The 17,947-nt window shown below is 60.9% G+C and carries 15 protein-coding genes; 6 read left to right on the plus strand and 9 right to left on the minus strand.

The window, feature by feature from the left end; all coding sequences use genetic code 11:
• Positions 1-200: 200 nt before the first annotated feature.
• Positions 201-2,642: a penicillin acylase family protein gene (locus tag KZJ38_RS23545; RefSeq protein WP_246641968.1), complete on the plus strand. Its 2,442-nt coding sequence runs from the start codon at positions 201-203 to the stop codon at positions 2,640-2,642.
• An 89-nt stretch (positions 2,643-2,731) separates the two neighbouring features.
• Here KZJ38_RS23545 and KZJ38_RS23550 read toward each other — a convergent pair whose 3' ends face one another.
• The 4 genes from KZJ38_RS23550 to hpsN all read right to left on the minus strand — a co-directional run bounded on the left by KZJ38_RS23550 (position 2,732) and on the right by hpsN (position 7,416).
• Positions 2,732-4,141, minus strand: a complete 1,410-nt coding sequence (locus KZJ38_RS23550) for an MFS transporter (protein WP_219802100.1) — start codon at positions 4,139-4,141, stop codon at positions 2,732-2,734.
• Positions 4,142-4,232: 91 nt separating this feature from the next.
• Positions 4,233-5,249 (minus strand): galactitol-1-phosphate 5-dehydrogenase, encoded by a 1,017-nt coding sequence (locus KZJ38_RS23555; RefSeq protein ID WP_219802101.1) that lies wholly within the window; start codon positions 5,247-5,249, stop codon positions 4,233-4,235.
• Between the two features lie 31 nt (positions 5,250-5,280).
• Positions 5,281-6,048: an SDR family NAD(P)-dependent oxidoreductase gene (locus KZJ38_RS23560; RefSeq protein ID WP_219802102.1), complete on the minus strand. Its 768-nt coding sequence runs from the start codon at positions 6,046-6,048 to the stop codon at positions 5,281-5,283.
• 54 nt (positions 6,049-6,102) lie between these two features.
• On the minus strand, positions 6,103-7,416 hold the full coding sequence (hpsN, locus tag KZJ38_RS23565; protein ID WP_219802103.1) for a sulfopropanediol 3-dehydrogenase: 1,314 nt from the start codon (positions 7,414-7,416) through the stop codon (positions 6,103-6,105).
• A gap of 263 nt (positions 7,417-7,679) precedes the next feature.
• Between hpsN and KZJ38_RS23570 the strand changes: the two genes are divergently transcribed.
• The 3 genes from KZJ38_RS23570 to KZJ38_RS23580 all read left to right on the plus strand — a co-directional run bounded on the left by KZJ38_RS23570 (position 7,680) and on the right by KZJ38_RS23580 (position 10,653).
• On the plus strand, positions 7,680-8,717 hold the full coding sequence (locus KZJ38_RS23570) for a LacI family DNA-binding transcriptional regulator (RefSeq protein WP_219802104.1): 1,038 nt from the start codon (positions 7,680-7,682) through the stop codon (positions 8,715-8,717).
• A gap of 204 nt (positions 8,718-8,921) precedes the next feature.
• The gene (locus tag KZJ38_RS23575; RefSeq protein ID WP_219802105.1) at positions 8,922-9,911 is read left to right on the plus strand and encodes a 2-keto-3-deoxygluconate permease; all 990 of its coding nucleotides are present in this window, start codon (positions 8,922-8,924) and stop codon (positions 9,909-9,911) included.
• A 184-nt stretch (positions 9,912-10,095) separates the two neighbouring features.
• Positions 10,096-10,653 (plus strand): hypothetical protein, encoded by a 558-nt coding sequence (locus tag KZJ38_RS23580; protein ID WP_219802106.1) that lies wholly within the window; start codon positions 10,096-10,098, stop codon positions 10,651-10,653.
• 47 nt (positions 10,654-10,700) lie between these two features.
• Here the strand turns inward: KZJ38_RS23580 and KZJ38_RS23585 are convergent, their stop codons facing one another.
• The 4 genes from KZJ38_RS23585 to KZJ38_RS23600 all read right to left on the minus strand — a co-directional run bounded on the left by KZJ38_RS23585 (position 10,701) and on the right by KZJ38_RS23600 (position 13,929).
• A complete protein-coding gene (locus KZJ38_RS23585) occupies positions 10,701-11,225 on the minus strand; it encodes a GNAT family N-acetyltransferase (RefSeq protein WP_343223876.1) in 525 nt (174 codons plus the stop codon).
• Positions 11,226-11,413: 188 nt separating this feature from the next.
• Positions 11,414-12,298 carry an SDR family oxidoreductase gene (locus KZJ38_RS23590; RefSeq protein WP_219802107.1) on the minus strand — a complete coding sequence of 295 codons (885 nt, stop codon included), beginning with the start codon at positions 12,296-12,298 and terminating at the stop codon, positions 11,414-11,416.
• 70 nt (positions 12,299-12,368) lie between these two features.
• Entirely contained in the window at positions 12,369-13,250 is an 882-nt protein-coding gene (locus tag KZJ38_RS23595) for an NmrA family NAD(P)-binding protein (RefSeq protein ID WP_219802108.1), read from the minus strand.
• Between the two features lie 94 nt (positions 13,251-13,344).
• Complete coding sequence (locus tag KZJ38_RS23600; protein ID WP_219802109.1) at positions 13,345-13,929, minus strand: TetR/AcrR family transcriptional regulator; 585 nt, start codon at positions 13,927-13,929, stop codon at positions 13,345-13,347.
• A gap of 264 nt (positions 13,930-14,193) precedes the next feature.
• Between KZJ38_RS23600 and KZJ38_RS23605 the strand changes: the two genes are divergently transcribed.
• Positions 14,194-14,676, plus strand: coding sequence for a YbaB/EbfC family DNA-binding protein (locus KZJ38_RS23605; protein WP_219802110.1), 483 nt, complete (start codon positions 14,194-14,196; stop codon positions 14,674-14,676).
• Positions 14,673-15,440 carry a S1 family peptidase gene (locus KZJ38_RS23610; RefSeq protein ID WP_219802111.1) on the plus strand — a complete coding sequence of 256 codons (768 nt, stop codon included), beginning with the start codon at positions 14,673-14,675 and terminating at the stop codon, positions 15,438-15,440. The genes KZJ38_RS23605 and KZJ38_RS23610 overlap by 4 nt, the downstream gene beginning before the upstream one ends.
• A gap of 4 nt (positions 15,441-15,444) precedes the next feature.
• On the opposite strand, the gene KZJ38_RS23615 is transcribed toward KZJ38_RS23610, so the two are convergent.
• Positions 15,445-17,871, minus strand: a complete 2,427-nt coding sequence (locus tag KZJ38_RS23615; protein ID WP_219802112.1) for an acetamidase/formamidase family protein — start codon at positions 17,869-17,871, stop codon at positions 15,445-15,447.
• Positions 17,872-17,947: the final 76 nt, after the last annotated feature.

Below are 17,947 nucleotides of genomic sequence, written 5' to 3' on the forward strand. Positions count from 1 at the left end.
GAAATCAGGCCGCATTTGATGCAGGATGAATATGAATATTACGGATCTTTAACCATTGAAAGGAATGGAATGGACCGAAGCCGGTGGCTTGATGCCTCACTCCGCATCGACTAAGACATACCCGCCCATGGCATGCTAAAAAGACCTAAACAAGGGAAAGGCTATCGATACCAACCCGCAAGCCATAAAGGAGGAGACAAGTGCCGGCAAGGACCACTCTCGCAGCCATTTTTGCCTGTACGGCGCTAAGCGCCGTATCCGTTCAATGCGCATATGCCGATGCTGATGCGGACGCTGTTCCCGAGGAGACCATTACCGTCGAAGGGCTCACGCATCCCACCGATATCCTGATCGACAAGTGGGGCGTGCCGCACATCTTCGCGGACAACGAGCGCGATGCGTTCTTCGTGCAAGGCTTCAATGCCGCGCGCGATCGCATGTTCCAGATCGATCTATGGCGCCGCCGCGGACTCGGCGAACTCGCCGAAGTGTTTGGCCCCGCCTATGTCGAGCAGGACAAAGCGACGCGCCTGTTCCTTTATCGCGGCGATATGGCCGCTGAATGGAAGCGCTATGGGCCCGATGCGAAGCCTGTTGCGAGCCGCTTCGCGGCGGGCGTCAACGCGTATATCGATTGGCTTGCCGCGCATCCTGACCGCTTGCCGTACGAGTTTCGCAAAGTCGGCTACTGGCCCGCGAAATGGAGTGTGGACGATATCGTCCGCATACGCAGTCATGGCCTGACGCGCAATCTGACCAGCGAAGTGGCGCGCGCAAGAGTCGCGTGCAAAGGCTCGGTCGCCGACGATACCGTGCGTTTCGGCTTGCAACCACCGTGGCAAACGAAGGTGCCCGAAGGACTCGACCCTTGCCTGCCCAACGATGTGCTCAAGGTTTTTACGCTCGCCACGCAAAGCGTGCACGTCACAAAAGAGTCGCTGAAAAGCGCCGATGCTGCAACCACAGTGATCGCGGCGGCAGACAACCCTGAAGAAGTGACCGAGGGCAGCAACAACTGGGTGATCGCCCCGGATAAATCCGCCACAGGCCGCGCGATCATGGCCAACGATCCACATCGTGCCTATGCGGCGCCGAGCCTGCGCTATATCCAGCAGATCAGCACACCGACGCTCGATATCATCGGTGGCGGCGAGCCGTCGGCGCCGGGCATTTCGATCGGACACAACGGCTCGATTGCGTACGGCCTCACGATCTTCAATATCGATCAGGAAGATCTGTACGTCTACCAATTGAACCCGGCGAATCCGCACGAGTACCGCTACAAAGGCCGTTGGGAACCGATGCATATCGTGCACGAGAAAATCGCCGTACGCGGCGGCGCGCCTGTCGATGCCCAACTCGCGTTCACGCGTCACGGCCCGGTGATCTACACGGAAAGCGCCAGGAATCGCGCGTTTGCCGTCCGCACCGCGTGGCTGCAACCGGGCATGTCGCCGTACTTCGATTCGATGCGCTATATGCGCGCAAAAAACTTTGCGGAATTCAAACGCGACCTTTCGACGTGGGGCGCGCCGACCGTCAACCAGGTGTACGCCGATATACAAGGCAATATCGGCTGGGTACCGAGCGGACTCGCGCCGAAGCGTCCGAACTGGGACGGCCTGATGCCGGTGCCCGGCGACGGACGTTACGAATGGGCGGGCTTCTGGCCCCGCGACGACATGCCGTCCGCCTATGACCCGAGCGACGGCTATTTCACGACCTCAAACGAAATGAATCTGCCGGCCGGCTATCCGTACAAGGAGCGCAAACTCGGCTTCGAATGGACGAACGGATCGCGTCATCAACGCATCGATGAAGTGTTGAAGTCGTTGCCGAAGGTGTCGATTGAAGATAGCGAGCGCTTGCAGAACGACATCGTGTCGATTCCCGCACGCAGGCTCGTGGCCTTGCTCGCACCGCTTTCGAGCGACGATCCCGACACGCGCGCCGCGCTTGCAATGCTCAAGGGCTGGGATGCGCAAATGCGCGCGGACTCCGCGCAGGCGGCGCTCGAAGAGGTGTGGCTAAGCCGGCACCTTGGCCGTGCATTCAAGCAAGCGGTGTTGCCTAAAGCCACAGCCGATGCGTTCAGCGCGCCAGATACAGCCGTGATGCTCGATTCGCTCGAGCGTCCGGAGGCGCGCTTCGGCGGCGACGCGCAGACCGCGCAATCGAAACGCGACGCTGTGCTGCTTTCGAGCCTGCATGAGGCATATGAGGAGATGGTGCGTCTGCAGGGCGCGGATCAGAGCGCATGGCAATGGGGCAAACTGCAGACCAACCTCAATGCACATCCGTTCGCCGATCTCGTCGATGAGCAGACGCGCGCAAAGCTTAACGTCGGTCCCATCGGCAAAGGCGGCAGCGCCTATACACCGAACCAGTCGACGTACCGCGCAAGCGACTTCCGGCAAACGAATGGCCCGTCGTTTCGCGTGATTGTCGATGTCGGCAACTGGGACAATTCGCGAGCGGTCAATCTGCCCGGCGAATCCGGCGACCCGGATAACCCGCATTACCGCGACCTTACGCAGATGTGGCTAGACGGCGAGTATTTCCTGCTGCTTTACACACGATCCGCGGTAGAGAAGGCAACGCAAAAGCGGATTCATCTCGTGCCGGGCTCGCAGACGCAATAACGACGGGCACGTGCGCCTGATGAGGGGTTTATGTGTGGGTTGACCCATCAGGCGCACCGCTAGCGTGTTGCTTCTATCGCTCTCCAACGCTAGATATTCCCCTCCAGGATGGCCTGCGTGCGATGCTCCTCATCGCTTTCCTCGATGTTCGCGCCGACCGGTTCCCATTTGATCAGCAGCGCCGCGATCAGCCCTAACGCCGGCGCAAGCATCAGAAACCCGATCATGTTGTAAAAGCCCACGGTGGCGACTAGGATCGGGAAAAAATAGAAACCCGTAATGCTTCCCACACGAACCATGCCTTGACCCCAGCCGGTACCGACGCCGCGAATACGCGTCGGATATGACAGCGCAGCCATCGTCATGCCTTGTGCACCTGGCCCAAACGCATGACCGAGGATCATCAGGCCGACCAGCACACCCATATATCCAATGGGCAGCACATCGTGCAGTTTGAACATGCCGAACAGCGCAAGTAGCACAAGTACGTAGCCGGCTATGGCCATTCTTCTTGCGCCCATACGCCTCGTTACCGACACGCCTAGCACCGCACCGACAATCCCGAATGCGTTAAAGGCAATCGCACCAAGAATCGCGTTGATGAATTCCTTGCCGAACAGAGACTGCGAAATCGACGGCAAGTTGAATCCAATTGCGAAATACTCGAGACTCTGCGTGGCACAAATCACCGATACGAGTAGGGTTCGCTTGATAAAGCGCGACGTGAAGATCTCGCTGAAGGTCGCGTGCTCCCGCACTTTTGGCGCGCGTTGTACCGTGTCCCTCACGACACGTGTCTTGATCTTGTAAGTCGCCTCGAGAATGCGCGCCGCCTCGTCAAGGCCCAGGTTTTGCGCAGCCCAGGGCGCACTTTCTTTCACGTACTTGAAGCGCAGAATCAGAATGACCAAAGCGGGCAGCGCACCGAACCCAACCGCAATGCGCCACAAGTTCTCGCCAAAGCCTGCAAAGTAGAACGGCACGATAATCAGGCCTGTGCACGACGCGGCGACGTACCACATCAACTGCCATAAATTGACGCCGCCGCCGCGCTTGCGCTTGTTGACGAATTCCGCAATGAAGCTAAGCGCCACCGGAAAGTCGAGACCCACTCCAAGGCCGAGCAGAAACCGGAAGACGAGCAGCATCGGCAGGTTGACGGAAAGCGCGGCGCCAAGCGCGGCGACCACGAGCAAAATCAGATCGACGAGAAACATCTTGTAGCGGCCGACCTTGTCCGTTGCCTTTCCGCCCCAGATCGCGCCGATAAATGCACCGATCGCCATCATCGCGGTAACACTGCCTACCTCAAACGGGCTGAGGCCGAATGTCTCCTTGAGTGCGGGCACGCCGATGCCAAGGCTCGTAAAGTCATACGCATCGACGAACACACCGCCCAGCGCAATGATCACGATCAGGAAGGTCGACCGGCCTCCGGGGTGCTCATCGACAAAGTCCGAAACGTCCTTAGCGCTTCGTATGGTTAGCTCTTGTTGCATGCTGCCTCCTCATGGGTTCTCCATTGGCAACGGACTCAGGAACCGGATTCCGTTGCCCCCTTTAGGCGCTTAAGCGCTCTTTAGTCTCCATTCAGCGAGTGATGCTCGCGGGCGTCAGAATCACCTTGCTTGCCGCAATACGGCCTTTGTCGAGTTCGACGAACACATCGCCGCCTGTATCGAGCGGACGGATGTCGAGCCATTCGAGCGAGCCGAACGCGCCGTCATGCAATGCGGCCACCGTCGCGCGAAGGTCGGCCATCGAATAGGTAAAGCTGCCGAGCAGCGTGATTTCGGCGAGCGTCAGCTTGCGCATGTCGATGTCGCTCGCCCAGTCCTGCAGGCCGATATGCATGACGACCCCGCCCGGCTTTACCGCGGCGAGCGCAAGCGTGCGCGTCGGCTTGGCGCCGACGGCATCGATGACGAAGTCGAAGCGGTTCTCGGGCACTGGCGTATCCAAAGGATTGAACGCCGTGCAGCCGGCGTATTTCTCCGCCGATGCGCGCCTGAGCGGATTGACCTCCGCGAGTTCGACTGAACGGCAGCCATACGAGCGCAGCAGCAGCGCGGACAGCATGCCGATCGCGCCTCCACCGATAACCAGCGTACGCGTTTCCGGCAACGGTCTCGTCATGGCCCGCATCGACAGGTTCAACGCGTGCAAAGCGGTCGCCGCCGGCTCGGTGACGGCCGCATGCGAGGCGGGCATGTCGGACGGAATTTCGATCACACTCGAAGCCGGAATCGACATGTATTCGGCAAACGCGCCCGGACGCGTCATGCCGACCATCGTGCGATTGACGCAGAGGTTGTCGCGCCCCTGTTCGCAGTACTCGCAATGGCCGCACGTAATCAGCGGATTGCCGGTGACGCGCATGCCCGCCTTCAGGCCGTGGGCGCGCGTATCGGCAATCGTCCCTGAGAACTCGTGGCCGAGCACGAGGCCTGGCTTGCGGCGCGGATCGTGACCGTGAAACGCGTGCATGTCGGAGCCGCAAATGCCGACCGCGTCGATCCTGATGATCACCTCGTTATCGGCGATTTCCGGGTACGGGCGTTCCTGTAGCCGGATTTCATTCGGCTGCGTGTAAACAAGTGCTTTCATCCCTAGCCTCCGTATTCCTCCATATCCGCATTCAACGCGCCGTGTAGCCGCCATCGACCATGATCGTCTGCCCGGTGATATAGGCCGATGCCTCGCTCGCGAGAAAAACGGCGATACCGTAGAGGTCTTCGAGACGGCCGTTGCGTCCGATGCAGGTCTGCTTCGCATGACGGTCGGCGAGTGCCGGATCGTCGAAGATCGGTGCGGTCAGATCGGTCGGAAAGAAGCCCGGACCGATCGCATTGCATGTAATGCCGTGCATCGACCATGCCTGTGCAACTGCGCGTGTCAGCTGCACGATGCCGCCTTTTGCCGCGCCGTAGGGCGCGCCCCTGTCGAAAGCGCGAAACGACTGCAATGACGCGATATTGAGAATGCGGCCATAGCCATGTGCCTTCATTTGCGGCGCCAGCGCTTGTGTCAGAAAGAATGGTGCACTGAGTTGAACGGTGAGCTGCTGCTGCCAGGTTTCCGGCGTGATCTCGTCGAATGGCTGACGCAGATTGATGCCGGCGGCGTTGACGAGAATATCGATCGGGCCGTGCTTTTGCGCGACTTCGAGCGCGCATGCACGAGCGGCCGGCAAATCGCTCAGATCGCATGCGCGTGTATGCACGTCAATGCGCTGCGACCGCAACGAGTTCGCCGCGTCGTCGAGCACGGCTTGACGACGCGCCACAAGCACGACGCGCGCACCCGCACTTCCCAGCGCATGCGCTACCGCACCGCCTATACCTGCATTTCCGCCGGTGACAAGCGCCGTGCGACCATGCAGATCGAACAGCTTGTTGATGTCCAAATCGAACTCCTTTGACCTTACGGATAGCGAAACATCGAAGCTTGGCCGGCGGCATCAAACCTGAACCGGTATGCCTCGCTCAAACTGTTCGTTCGGGAAGTACTTGCGCAATCGGTCATCGGCGGTGCGCGCATGCGCTTCCATGCCTTCGAGCCGCGAAATGCGCGCGGTCACTTCGCCGATCTGCTTCGCCGCGTCGCGCGTCATGCGTTGCCACGTCAGCGTCTTGATGAATTTGTGAACCGACAGGCCGCCTGAATAGCGTGCCGCGCCCTTCGTCGGCAGCACGTGGTTCGGCCCGCTTGTTTTATCGCCGAACGCAACGGTGGTCTCCTCGCCGAGAAAGAGCGAGCCGTAGCAGGTCAGGTGCTCGAGCCACCAGTCGAGATCCGCAGCTTGCACCTCGAGGTGTTCGGCTGCATAGCGATCCGAAACATCGACCACTTCTTCGCGCGTATCGCAAACCACAACTTCCCCGTAGTCGCGCCAGGCGGCCCCCGCTGCGTCGCGCGCAGTCGGCGGAAGGTCGGCGATCAACCCGGGCACGAGTCGTATGACGTTTTCGGCGAGCACCTTCGATGTGGTGATCAGCCATGCCGGCGACTCGTGACCGTGTTCGGCCTGACCGACCAGATCGCTAGCGACGATCCGTGCTTCCGCGGTTTCGTCGGCAATGACCGCGATTTCCGATGGGCCGGCGAACACATCGATGCCCACCTTGCCGAACAGCGTGCGTTTAGCCTCTGCGACAAACTTGTTGCCCGGTCCGACAATGACGTCTGCCTGCTTGCCTGTGAAAAGACCGAGCGCCATCGACGCAATGGCCTGCACGCCGCCAAGTGTCATCACGACATCGGCGCCCGCGGCCTTGAATGCGTAGAGCACGTATGGATGAATGCCACCGCCGCGAAACGGGCTCGAGCACGCGATGACGGTTTTCACACCGGCCGCCTTGGCCGTCGCGACGGTCATGTACGCGGACGCAATATGCGCGTAGCGCCCAGCCGGTGCATAGCAGCCGACGACGTTGACCGGCAAAACCTTCTGCCCCGCCGTCACGCCAGGGTGCAATTCGACCGCGAAGTCCTCGATCGAGCGGCGCTGCGCGACCGCGAAATCGAACACCTGACGCGCTGCAAAATCGATATCGGCTCTTACATGCGCTGGCACTTCACGCGCGCGCCGCTCCATTTCGTCGGCAGACACGACGATCGGGCCGTCCCATTTGTCGAGCTCTTTCGCATAGGCGCGCACCGCGTCCTCACCGCCTGTCTCGATGCGCGCAAGCATCTCTTCGACAACGCGCTGGGCAGTCGCGGTTTCGCTTTCGGGCGTCTTCGTCGCTTTCTTCAGGTAGACAACGCTCATTGCCATTTTCCTCATCAATTTTCACAAAATGCAAGCGCTTGCATTTTTGAGTAAATCACGAGATCGAAGCGAACATCCGAGCAATACTTTCGGCATTGAATGTTCCGTACTGCGTCATAAATGCAAGCGCTTGCATTCAACTCTAGGCTCATTACGCATAGCTTCCATCGGTATTTCCACCAACCCGATGCACGGAGTTTGTCTTGCGTTTGCAGGAGCGGATTAAAATCCAGCAACCGAACGAGTCCCGCACCGCTGCAATCATGAGTACCCTTTCCCGCGCGCGCATCAGCGATGTCGCTGCCCTCGCCGGCGTCTCCACATCGACAGTTTCGCGTGCGTTATCCAATCCGGATGTCGTGAAGCCGGACACGCGGGCCCGCATTCGCGATGCGATCGCCGCGCTCGGCTACGTGCCGGACGGCTCCGCACGCGCGCTCGCGCTCGGCCGCGGCCGCATGGTCGGCGCAATCGTGCCGACGCTCGACAATGCAATCTTCGCGCGCGCGGTGCAGGGCCTGCAGACCACGCTGTCGAGCTCCGGCTATCAGCTGCTGATTTCCGCGCACGAATACAACCCGGCGGCTGAAATCGAAGTGGTCCGTGCGCTGCTCGAGCGCGCGGTCGACGCGATCGTTCTGGTCGGTATCGATCACGCGCCGCAGACATTCGAACTGATCCGCGCGAGCCGCGTTGCATTGCTGCTGATGTGGACGTATCCGGGGCAAGCGCAGCACGGCGACGAAAACGTCGCACCGGTGATCGGCTTCGACAATCGTGAGATCGGGCGGCTTGCCGCGCAACATCTGCTCGAACTCGGGCACCGCCGCTTCGGCGTGATTTCGGGGTTCATGCGGCAAAACGATCGCGCCCGTCAACGGGTCGAGGGCTTTCGACAAACGCTCGCCGAACACGGCATCCGTCTGCCTGAAGCGAATGTCGTCGAGCAGCCGTTCGGCTACGAAGGCGGACGCGCCGGCCTCAAGCTGCTGATGCAATTGCGGCCCGCGCCCACCGCCGTCTTCTGTGGAAACGATGTGCTCGCAATGGGTTGCCTGTTCGAAGCGCAAGGCAGGGGTATCGACGTGCCGCGGCAGTTGTCGATTGTCGGTTGCGACGATCTGCCAATTGCATCACAGATCACGCCATCGCTCACCACGGTGCTGCTGCCGACTTACGACCTCGGTGTGCATGCGGCACGCGCCGTACTGCACTGGATGAAGAACGATGCGATGCCGGAATCCGAATGCTTGCCGATCGAACTGGTCGTTAGGGGTACGAGCGGACCACCGGCCGTGTGATGTTCGAATGATTTAGTGTTCGATACGCGGCGCAACTACGGCAGGTAAGCCGCAAGAAACCTTTATGAAATCTCCGTCAGCCCGTGACGAATGTGGCCCGACCAATTTGCGCTGCATCGAGCGTGCACTCACCATATGCGGGCAATGACAGTAACGCGGTAAAGCGGCCGATGCGGCTGCGCGGTTTGACGGAGACAATTCAACATGAAGATCAAGGAAGCCATCGAGCGATTTCCCGGTGGCATGATGGTCATCCCGCTGTTGTGGGGTAGCCTGCTCAACACCTATTTCCCCCACGTCCTTTCGATCGGCAGTTTTTCGACGTCGCTCGCGCATGGTGCGTTGCCGATTCTCGCGGTGTTCTTTGTCTGCATGGGCGCCGAGATTCAGCTGAAGACCGCGCCGCGAGCGCTTAAAAACGGTGCCGCGATTACCCTTTCGAAACTCGTTAGCGGCGTCGCAATCGGTTTGCTCGTTAGCTATGTCTTCAAGGGCAAGCCGGTGTTCGGGCTGTCCGGCATGGTGATTATCGCGGCCATGACCAATGCGAACATGGGTCTCTATGCAGCACTGACCAAACAGTTCGGCGACGAGGTCGATCGCGGCGCGCTCGCGGTGCTGTCGATTCTCGAAGGCCCATTCATCACGATGGTCGCGCTCGGCGTATCGGGGCTCGCCAAAATTCCGTTTATCGAATTACTCGCGACAATTCTGCCGATTCTGATCGGCATGGTGCTCGGCAACCTCGACCGCAACATGCGATCGTTCCTCAAATCGGGTGGCGATCTGCTGATCCCGTTCTTCGCATTCGGCCTCGGCGCACAGATCAATCTGCACGCGATTCTCGGTGCGGGCGTATCGGGCATTCTGCTTGGGCTCATCACGCTTGTATTCGGCGGCATCGTGAATATCATCGCGTCGCGGCTGGCGGGCGGCATCGGTGTAGCGGGTGCAGCAGTGTCGACGACCGCGGGCAATGCGGTCGCCACACCGACCGCGCTCGCGGCCGTCGATCCGCATCTTGCGTCGCTGATCGCGGTGGCCACGCCGCAAATTGCGGCATCGACGATTGTGACGTCGCTGCTGGCGCCGCTGTTGACCGCGCTGTACGCGAAGAAATTCAAAGGCCGGCGCAAAGACGAAGATAAGGTTCGGGCAGCGTCGCCGCTTGCCGAGCCAGCAGACGCTGCATGATCCCTCGGCTTGTCTCAGGCCTTTAAGCCGCATACTTTTTCGCTACATCTCCGGTTACATCGATCCGCCTCCGGTGAAGATAACGGCGCGCACAACCGCGCGAATCGCAGCATGGAATAAGCCCATTACATGGGTTGTTCTGGCTTTGCTGTCGACTAAGAACTCACGTCAAACATAGCCGGCAGTGGCCCGTTCCGACTTCGCGATCAGCGCCATCGAACGGGTTATCTTCCCTAGGACGGAGATTTCGATGCGTACGTCAATTCGCGATGCGAAGCAATGCAAGGCTGAAACGAAACGCAGGAAACACCTGGCCATGCGCACCCGCGCCCGTGAGGCGTTGTTGACTGTGCTACTCACCGCGTCGATCGCCGACGCCGCCCAGGCCAAAGATGCCCCGATCGACATCAGCGGCGACTACGCCTGCGTCGGCCACGACGAGCATCTCGGCGATTTCAAGGACAGGCATGAAATCCGCCGCAACCCGCATCACGGTTTGCATAGTAGAGGCTACAGCATCACCGGTTACGTCGAGGATCAGGCTGCCTATACCGGCGAGGCGATCGTCGAAGGCAAGCGCGTCGCATTCAACTTCGCATCCGCGACCGACCACGACGATCACGGTGTGTTGTTGGCCGCGATCGTTGCGAAGTCACCGATCACAATCAGGGGTGAGTACTTCGAATCGCAGTTCAAGGGGGGAGACAGCGGCACCGTGACCTGTACGCAAACGGCGAAGTAGAGCGCGGGCGAAGGCTGGCTGCCAACGCCTCGCTCCCGCGGCTTGCGTTATGCGCAGTCAAGCACCGTTAGCCGAAACGCTTGCCGGTCGACAAAGCCGAGTGCACGGTAGAGGGCGATTGCCTGCTCATTCGCCGCGAAAACATGAAGGAACGGTGTCTCCCCACGTGTGCTAATCACCGAGATCAGCAGCAGCATCAGTCCGCGCGCATAACCTTGCCCGCGGAACGCCGGGTCGACGCACACGGCGCTGATCTCGGTAAATCCATCGAGCCTCATGCGTTCACCCGCCATCGCGACCAGCCTTCCGTCTTTGCGAACACCAAAGTAGGAACCGAGTTCGATGGTGCGCGGACCGAATGGACCCGGCTGTGTCGCATGCGTCAACGCCAGCATTTCCGGCACGTCGCGTCCGGTAAGTCTCACAGGCTGCAATTCGCCCTGCTGAACCACTTCGGCGTCTTGCCAGATCATTTGAAGCAGCGTCGCGCGCCGGACGACTGCGAAGTCTGGTGGTACATCGATATCGGCTTTTTCCATGAATGCAGCTGGACCATGCGCTTCGATCAGCAAGCGCAAGCTTGCGAACGATTCCGCACTCGAATCGACGATCGCCGCAAAAGGCGCGATCGTCGCCGGGTACCGCACCGCCCTTTCATCGCCGACGGCGAAGCGGCTTTGCGTCGTAGTGAGCGCATTCCATATCGCATGATCGAGCGGATGAATTCCCGCCGCCGCTCGTTGAGGTTCTACCTCAGACATCATGCGTCCGCTTCCGCGGGAACCGTCCGCAATTTGTCGAGAAACCCGAGCCCGAGACCTTCGAGCAGATGCGCCTGCACCTGCGCGGCCTGCGCGTTGACCGCATCGGCGCCCAACGATTCGCCGACGATCACGCGCGCCGCACGCGATCCATTCGGTTGAGCGACGATCCGGCTGATCGCTTCGGCCACGTCATGCGGGTTCGGCGCATTCTCGCTGGCGAACAGGTCCATCAATCGCTCCACCATCTTGCCCGGAATCGCGCCGATTTCGCCATAGCCGGCAGCGCGTTCCGCATCGCCCGCCTTCTGCGCGCTCGAGAACATATTCGTCGGATAGCTGCTCGGTTGAACGAGGACCACGTCGACGCCCAGTTGCGAAAGCTCGTAGCGGTAGCTGTCGGTCAATGCCTCCAGCGCGAACTTCGACGCGCCGTACAGGCCGAAAAACGGAAACGTCACGCGGCCGAGGAACGAACCGATATTCACCACGAGCCCCTCGCCCTGGCGACGGAACGCCGGCAATGCGGCGCGCAGTGTCCGTTGCACACCGATCACGTTGACGTCGAAAAGTGCGCGCACCTGGTCCGCCGTGAACGATTCGGAAATGCCCGCCGAGCCGAGGCCTGCGTTGTTGATCAGCACATCGAGCCGATCCGCTTTCGCGATGACGGAAGCCACGCCTTGCTCGACCGACTTATCGTCGGTCACGTCGAGTTCGACGACTTCGATCCCCTTCGCGCGCAGCGCGTCGGCATGCGGCCGGTTGCGGCCCGTCGTATCGCGCATCGATGCGAATACGCGGTGTCCCGCTTTCGAGAGCGTCTCCGCGGTGTCGCGTCCGAAGCCGCTGCTCGCACCGGTGATAAGAATGATCTTTGACATGGGGTTGCCTTCGTCGGGTGACACAGTTCAGAGGGATACGAATTGTTAGCGAGCGCCGATAGCGCGCCTGCTACACGATGAATGCATCGCGATTGGCCGCAAGAAAGGCCTCAAGCGGCTGCGGCGCGGTGCCCGTGACGTTCTCAATGACGTCGTTGGTGCCGGCAAAAATGCCGTTCTGATAGTCGATCGCCACTTCAACAAAGTGCTGAATAATGAACTCGGGCAGGCCGTACGTTCCCAGATGCTCTCGATACTGCTCAATACTGCTGGGGCTATACACAATCGTGCGATCGAGGAAGTTGCCGACCACCTCGGCAATCTCTCGCTGGTCGAGTTCACGCGCACCGCAGAGCCGATAAATCTTGCCGACATGCGCCGCGGGCTTCGTCAGCAAAGCGGCGATCACGCGCGCTTGATCTTCACCCGAGATCGGCGCGTGGCGCCCGTTGCCGTAGGGAAGCGTGATTTTTCCCTGCTTCAGCATCGGGTCGCGCACCCACGGAAACCGCAGCCATTCGGAAAAGAATGTCGGGCGAATGTGCACCGTCGGCGCGCCTGACCAGTCGAGCACACGCTCGGCAATCCAGTGATTGCGCGCGGCATGGCTCTTCGAATCTTCACGAGCCGAGATCTGCGACATGTTGACGACGACATCGAGCCCTGCCCGACGCGCGGCATCCGCGAAATAGGCGGTCACCTGGATAAGGTTCGGGCGCACGGGGTAACACAGGTAGGCACCCGAGACACCGTCCATGGCGCGGATCACGGCGTCATGGTCGAGCAGATCGCCCACGACGATTTCCGCGCCGAGTTTTCGAAGTGCGTCGCTGCGCGCGTCGTCGCTATGAACAAACGCCCGAACCGCATGGCCATCGTCGATCAGATTGCGCACCGTGTGCACACCGGTTTTGCCGGTCGCGCCCGTCACCAGTAACTTGCGTTGTTCCATGATTTCGATACTCCGTTGCAGACTACATCCTTAATGTGCATATTCACACACGTGGGTGGATAAACACTCTCCACGGCATGCTCATTGCCGTTATCTAAAGCGTGTCGAGGTGTTCCTTGACGCACTGCAAGACGCGCGACGAGGCATCAGGGTCGACGATAATCCGCGACATTGTGACGGCCCCAACCATGGCCGCGACCGCAAATACAGCGCGAGACTGCGGCGCTTGCGGCTGCGAACGGCCGAGCCACTTCGTCACCATCTCGACGAGATCGTCCATCCCTTCCGACGCGGCCGTGCGCGTGCCTTCGTCGGCCCGGGCCAGTTCGCTGCCCATTGCGGCAAGCGGGCATCGGGCAACGCGATTGTCGCGATGATCGGCCGACACGTAGCGATCGACAATCGCCTGAAAACTGGCTGCAGCTTCAACGTCACTTTCGCTTTCGCTCGCCGCGCTTTCCAGTGAAGCGATCATCGATTCGAAACTCTTTGCGCATGCCTCGGCCACCAATTGGTCTTTCGATTCAAAGTGCCGATAGAAGCCGCCGCGCGTCAATCCCGCTTCCGCCATCAAGTCGTTGAGGCCCGTCGCCTGAATGCCATTGAGCCGGAACTGGCGAGCCGCCACATCGACGATTCGCCGACGCGTTTCGGCCGTTTCGACCTTTGACTTTTTCATCGCTTGCGACGCTCCATGTTCAATCCGTTCGGATAGAAGATAGCTGACATCTAAAACGAGATCAAGCAGATCGGCAAAAATAATGTTGCCTGTCCCACGCTCGCCCGCTGGGGTCGGATCGTCAGAAGCGTTGTGCGTACGCTTTCGCCACGGCATTGTCTTCATCAAGCCCTATGATTGCGCGCGACGAAATACGGGCAGCCCTTGCTCCACGCATAACGGGATCGAGGCCATGAAAATGCCGCATTGATCGAGGTGTCGTTGATGACCAGCAACGTAAAACGGATCGGCGCCGCCGCGATCGTGACCGGCCTGGTGTTCGCCTTCTCCGCCACTGCCTGGGGACAATCGTCCGAGATACCGCAACCGTGGATTGCCTACGCGCAACTGGCGGGGCGGCAATTCCAGGCGTGGCTCGAAGCCGATAACGATGCAGCGGACGCGTTGCATACCTATCTGGAGCAGCGGCACAAAAACGCCAAAGGCGATACGTCGCTCAAGTCTGTCGTGGTTCGCGCCTGGTTCGGCGCTGACGGATCCGTCTCGCGCGTGGCATTCGATTCGCTCGGCGACGCAAAAGCCGACGCGGACCTGCGGCAACTATTGACCGCGCGTCCGATGACCGAGCCGCCGCCGCCCGACATGCGGCAACCGTTGCGCGTGCAACTGCAGCTCGAAGAAAACCCCGACGCCGACGATGACGACTCGCCCGATCCGCCGCCGATGCCGGGAGAAAACACGCCGTGAACGCGCAAGCCCTGCGCCGCCTGTGTGTCAGTGGCACAACGCTGTCGCTGATCGTTATGTGTCACGCCGCGGCGCAAGCCGCTGGTGAGTCGATGACGAACGAACCGCCGAAGCATCGCGACGCGACTGCGCTCGAGGCCAACGCAACGGGCTTCTTCGTCAACGATCGCGGCGATGTGCTAACCGCGCGGCATGTTGTACAAGCATGTCAATCGATTTTCCTGATCAAGGATGGACAAGTCGCGCGCGCAAAGATCAAGGCGGTTAGCGCGGACGCGGACCTTGCAGTGATTACCAGCAGCATCAAACCGTTCCTCGCCGCCAGTTTCCCTAAAACCGGTACCGTCGGCGGCGCGCAGCCGGTGTTTACTGCCGGCTACGAAGTACTGCACCATATGCCGGATCGAACGAGCACGATGTATAACGCCGTGACGCGCGATCAACCCACCGCGGCGACGGGTACGTTCACATTGATGTCGTCCGCCACGAACGGCGCGAGCGGCAGCCCGGTGCTCGACCAGGCGGGACTCGTAGTCGGCCTCGTCACCGATCGAACACAGGTTTCGGGAGAAGATCCGCGTGCATTCGTCACACGCAGCGGCGCAGCCGGCTACGTGGTCGCCGTATCGGCTCAAACGCTAAAGGCATTTCTCGCAGCGAACCAGATTCCATTTAACGAAACCGACGCTGCACAACTCGAACCGATGCAGGCGCGCGCGCCCAGAGCGGCGACGCTCGAAGCCGGCGTGCTGTGCGGCGGATGACGCGCTAGGATCCGTCGGTAAACAAAGCCTTGCGAATGATGGCGTGCACGCCCCAATTGCCATCCACCACCTGCGTCACGCCGAAATCCACCGCCACCGACATCAGCGAGATCGCCTCGTCTTCGCTAAGCCCTTTGGTGGTCATCAGAAAACGACGGGTTTTGATAAACGCATCGCGCATGGCGAGATCGAGCGTCGATTTCTCATAGACCTTGCTTTGCGCATGAGAACCGAATTCGGTCAGGTAGTTCGGATGACTGAATCCATGCAGCACCCATTCATCGGCCGTTTCGACGAGCGGATAGGTGAGATCGGCAAACGGCTTTCCGGCAAGCGTCGCCTTCTTGTGCAGGATCAACTGGAAGTCGCCTGTCAGCGAGCATTCGATCGCCGTCCCGCACAGTTCCGAATCGCCCTGCGACGCATGCGGATCGCCGACCGACAGCAGCGCGCCTGCCACACCCACCGTCAGATAAACGCTCGCGCCGCGCGCAACGCGCCAGTTGTCGAGATTGCCGCCGAACGCGGACGGCGGAATCGAATCGATCAAGCCGTCCTGCTGCGGTGCGACCGCGATCAGCCCGAAGTGCGGCCGCACAGGGATTCGCACGTTCTTCAGTACGTCATGATTTTCGACAACCGTCGAATGATCGACCGGCACGCCCGGATAGTCGATGGTCGGATGCACGACGCCGAACGGATCGCGCTGCGGCGTCCACCGGTAGTTGTAGACGGCGCGCGCAAACGACGAACCATGCTCCGGCAGATCGGCATCGAGTTCGTAAATCGTGATGACTTCACGCGGCTTCGGCTCGGTCAGCAGTTCGCGATAGTGAAAGCCCCACCATGCGGCGGCATTGCTGCCGAATGTCCGGCCCGCGAAATGCGGGTTCGCGCAGCGGCGTGGATGCACATCGAGAATTTTCACTTCGAGCACATCGCCCGGCTCCGCGCCGCGCACCGCGACCGGCCCGGTGCAGATATGCACGCCGAAGCCTTCGCCTGCGCCACGTCCATAGATCGACGCATCGATCGGTCCCGCGCCGCGCCGATTGACGTTCTTGCGCTCGGCAGTCCAGTGAAACACGCTTTCGGCGCCCGGGTCGCCGGCTACCATGCGTGCCCAGTCGTCCGACGCATGCTGCGTCAGCGTCTCGATCGTGACGGTATCGCCGCTGTCGACTTCGAGCACGGCCTTCAGGTCGTGCGAAAAGTAACCCCAATGCACCGTATTCGCGGTGGCGCGCAACAAATGGTGGCGCGGTCTCGCCGCCCGGCGGCTGCCGCCCTTGCCGCTGCCGATGGGCAATTTCGCCGGCGGACGCGCGACGATCGTATCCGCGCCGCCATCGACATCGCTTGCCATTGTTGTTAAAGATGCCGCACGCACTCCACTCGCGGGTGGCGCATGCACAAGCAATGATTCCGCATTGAGCGGCACGCCTCGCGACATGCGCTGCACGAGATGCCGCGCAAGCTCGAGACCCGCTCCGTGACGAAAGGCACGCGGCGACATCTGATACTGCTCGCGAAACGCGCGGCTAAAGTGCGCGGGATCGTTAAAGCCCCAGCGAAAGCAGATGTCGGAGATCGACATCTTGTCGTAGAGCGGGTCGACGAGTTCCGCGCGGCAGCGCTCGAGGCGCCGCTGGCGCAAATAAGCGGAAAAATTCTGGCCGATCATCTCGAACAGCTTCTGCAGATAGCGCGACGAAACGCGCTCCTCCTGCGCGATCGCGGCAAGGCTGATCGCCGGATCGCCAAGGCGTTCGTCGATCGTACGGCACACGCGCGCAAAGATCGCCGCCTGCGATGTGCTCAGGCCGTTGATGCTCGCTTCGCGTTGACGCCCGGCGAGACACGCTACGAGGAACTCGGCAAGCGCCAGTTCGAGGGGCCGCAACTCGCCGACCGACAGCGTATCGACGCTTTCCGCAATCGACGCGAGAAACGCCGAAAACACGTGCCCGATTCCCGCGTCGGCGGCAATTCTGCCGGCGCGTATCGATGACGATGCAAACAGACGCGCGCCGACCGCTACGCGCGGCACACGCACGACGAACACGCGAAAGTCCGTCGCAAACACGAGCGACGCCTGTTCGCGCGGCGGCAGATAAACGATGTCGTGCACCGCAACCGGTTCGCGCCGGCCATCAGCGACAAGCGTCGCGGCGCCGTCGACGGCAAGCACGATCTGCAGGCTATCGGCGGCGGACGTCTTCAGTTCGAGTGTTTGCGCAACCGACGTCAGCACGCTGAGCGCGAAGCCGCCGATCGATGTCCGCGATTCGATGATGCCGTGCAGCGCGCGAGCCGCTTGCGGCGCGCCGGCGACGCTGCTGCGCAGACCGATTCCGTCGAGCGCGTCGCGCCATGCGCGCAACCGCCCGGCTTGTGGATAGGATTCGGTCGTGAAGCGCAGCGGTTCCAACGTAAGACTCCGGGTCGTGACAAGCGACGCGGTAACGCCGCGCGGCAACGCCCGGAACCTGCCTGTTTGGCCTCCT

The organism is Paraburkholderia edwinii (assembly GCF_019428685.1).
GTDB lineage: Bacteria > Pseudomonadota > Gammaproteobacteria > Burkholderiales > Burkholderiaceae > Paraburkholderia > Paraburkholderia edwinii.

Bases quoted from the DNA above. Each gene is read 5' to 3' on its own strand.
- KZJ38_RS23550 (WP_219802100.1), bottom strand. From the start codon at position 4,141: ATGCAACAAGAGCTAACCATACGAAGCGCTAAGGACGTTTCGGACTTT.
- KZJ38_RS23555 (WP_219802101.1), bottom strand. From the start codon at position 5,249: ATGAAAGCACTTGTTTACACGCAGCCGAATGAAATCCGGCTACAGGAA.
- hpsN (WP_219802103.1), bottom strand. From the start codon at position 7,416: ATGAGCGTTGTCTACCTGAAGAAAGCGACGAAGACGCCCGAAAGCGAA.
- KZJ38_RS23570 (WP_219802104.1), top strand. From the start codon at position 7,680: ATGAGTACCCTTTCCCGCGCGCGCATCAGCGATGTCGCTGCCCTCGCC.
- KZJ38_RS23575 (WP_219802105.1), top strand. From the start codon at position 8,922: ATGAAGATCAAGGAAGCCATCGAGCGATTTCCCGGTGGCATGATGGTC.
- KZJ38_RS23590 (WP_219802107.1), bottom strand. From the start codon at position 12,298: ATGTCAAAGATCATTCTTATCACCGGTGCGAGCAGCGGCTTCGGACGC.
- KZJ38_RS23595 (WP_219802108.1), bottom strand. From the start codon at position 13,250: ATGGAACAACGCAAGTTACTGGTGACGGGCGCGACCGGCAAAACCGGT.
- KZJ38_RS23600 (WP_219802109.1), bottom strand. From the start codon at position 13,929: ATGAAAAAGTCAAAGGTCGAAACGGCCGAAACGCGTCGGCGAATCGTC.
- KZJ38_RS23605 (WP_219802110.1), top strand. From the start codon at position 14,194: ATGACCAGCAACGTAAAACGGATCGGCGCCGCCGCGATCGTGACCGGC.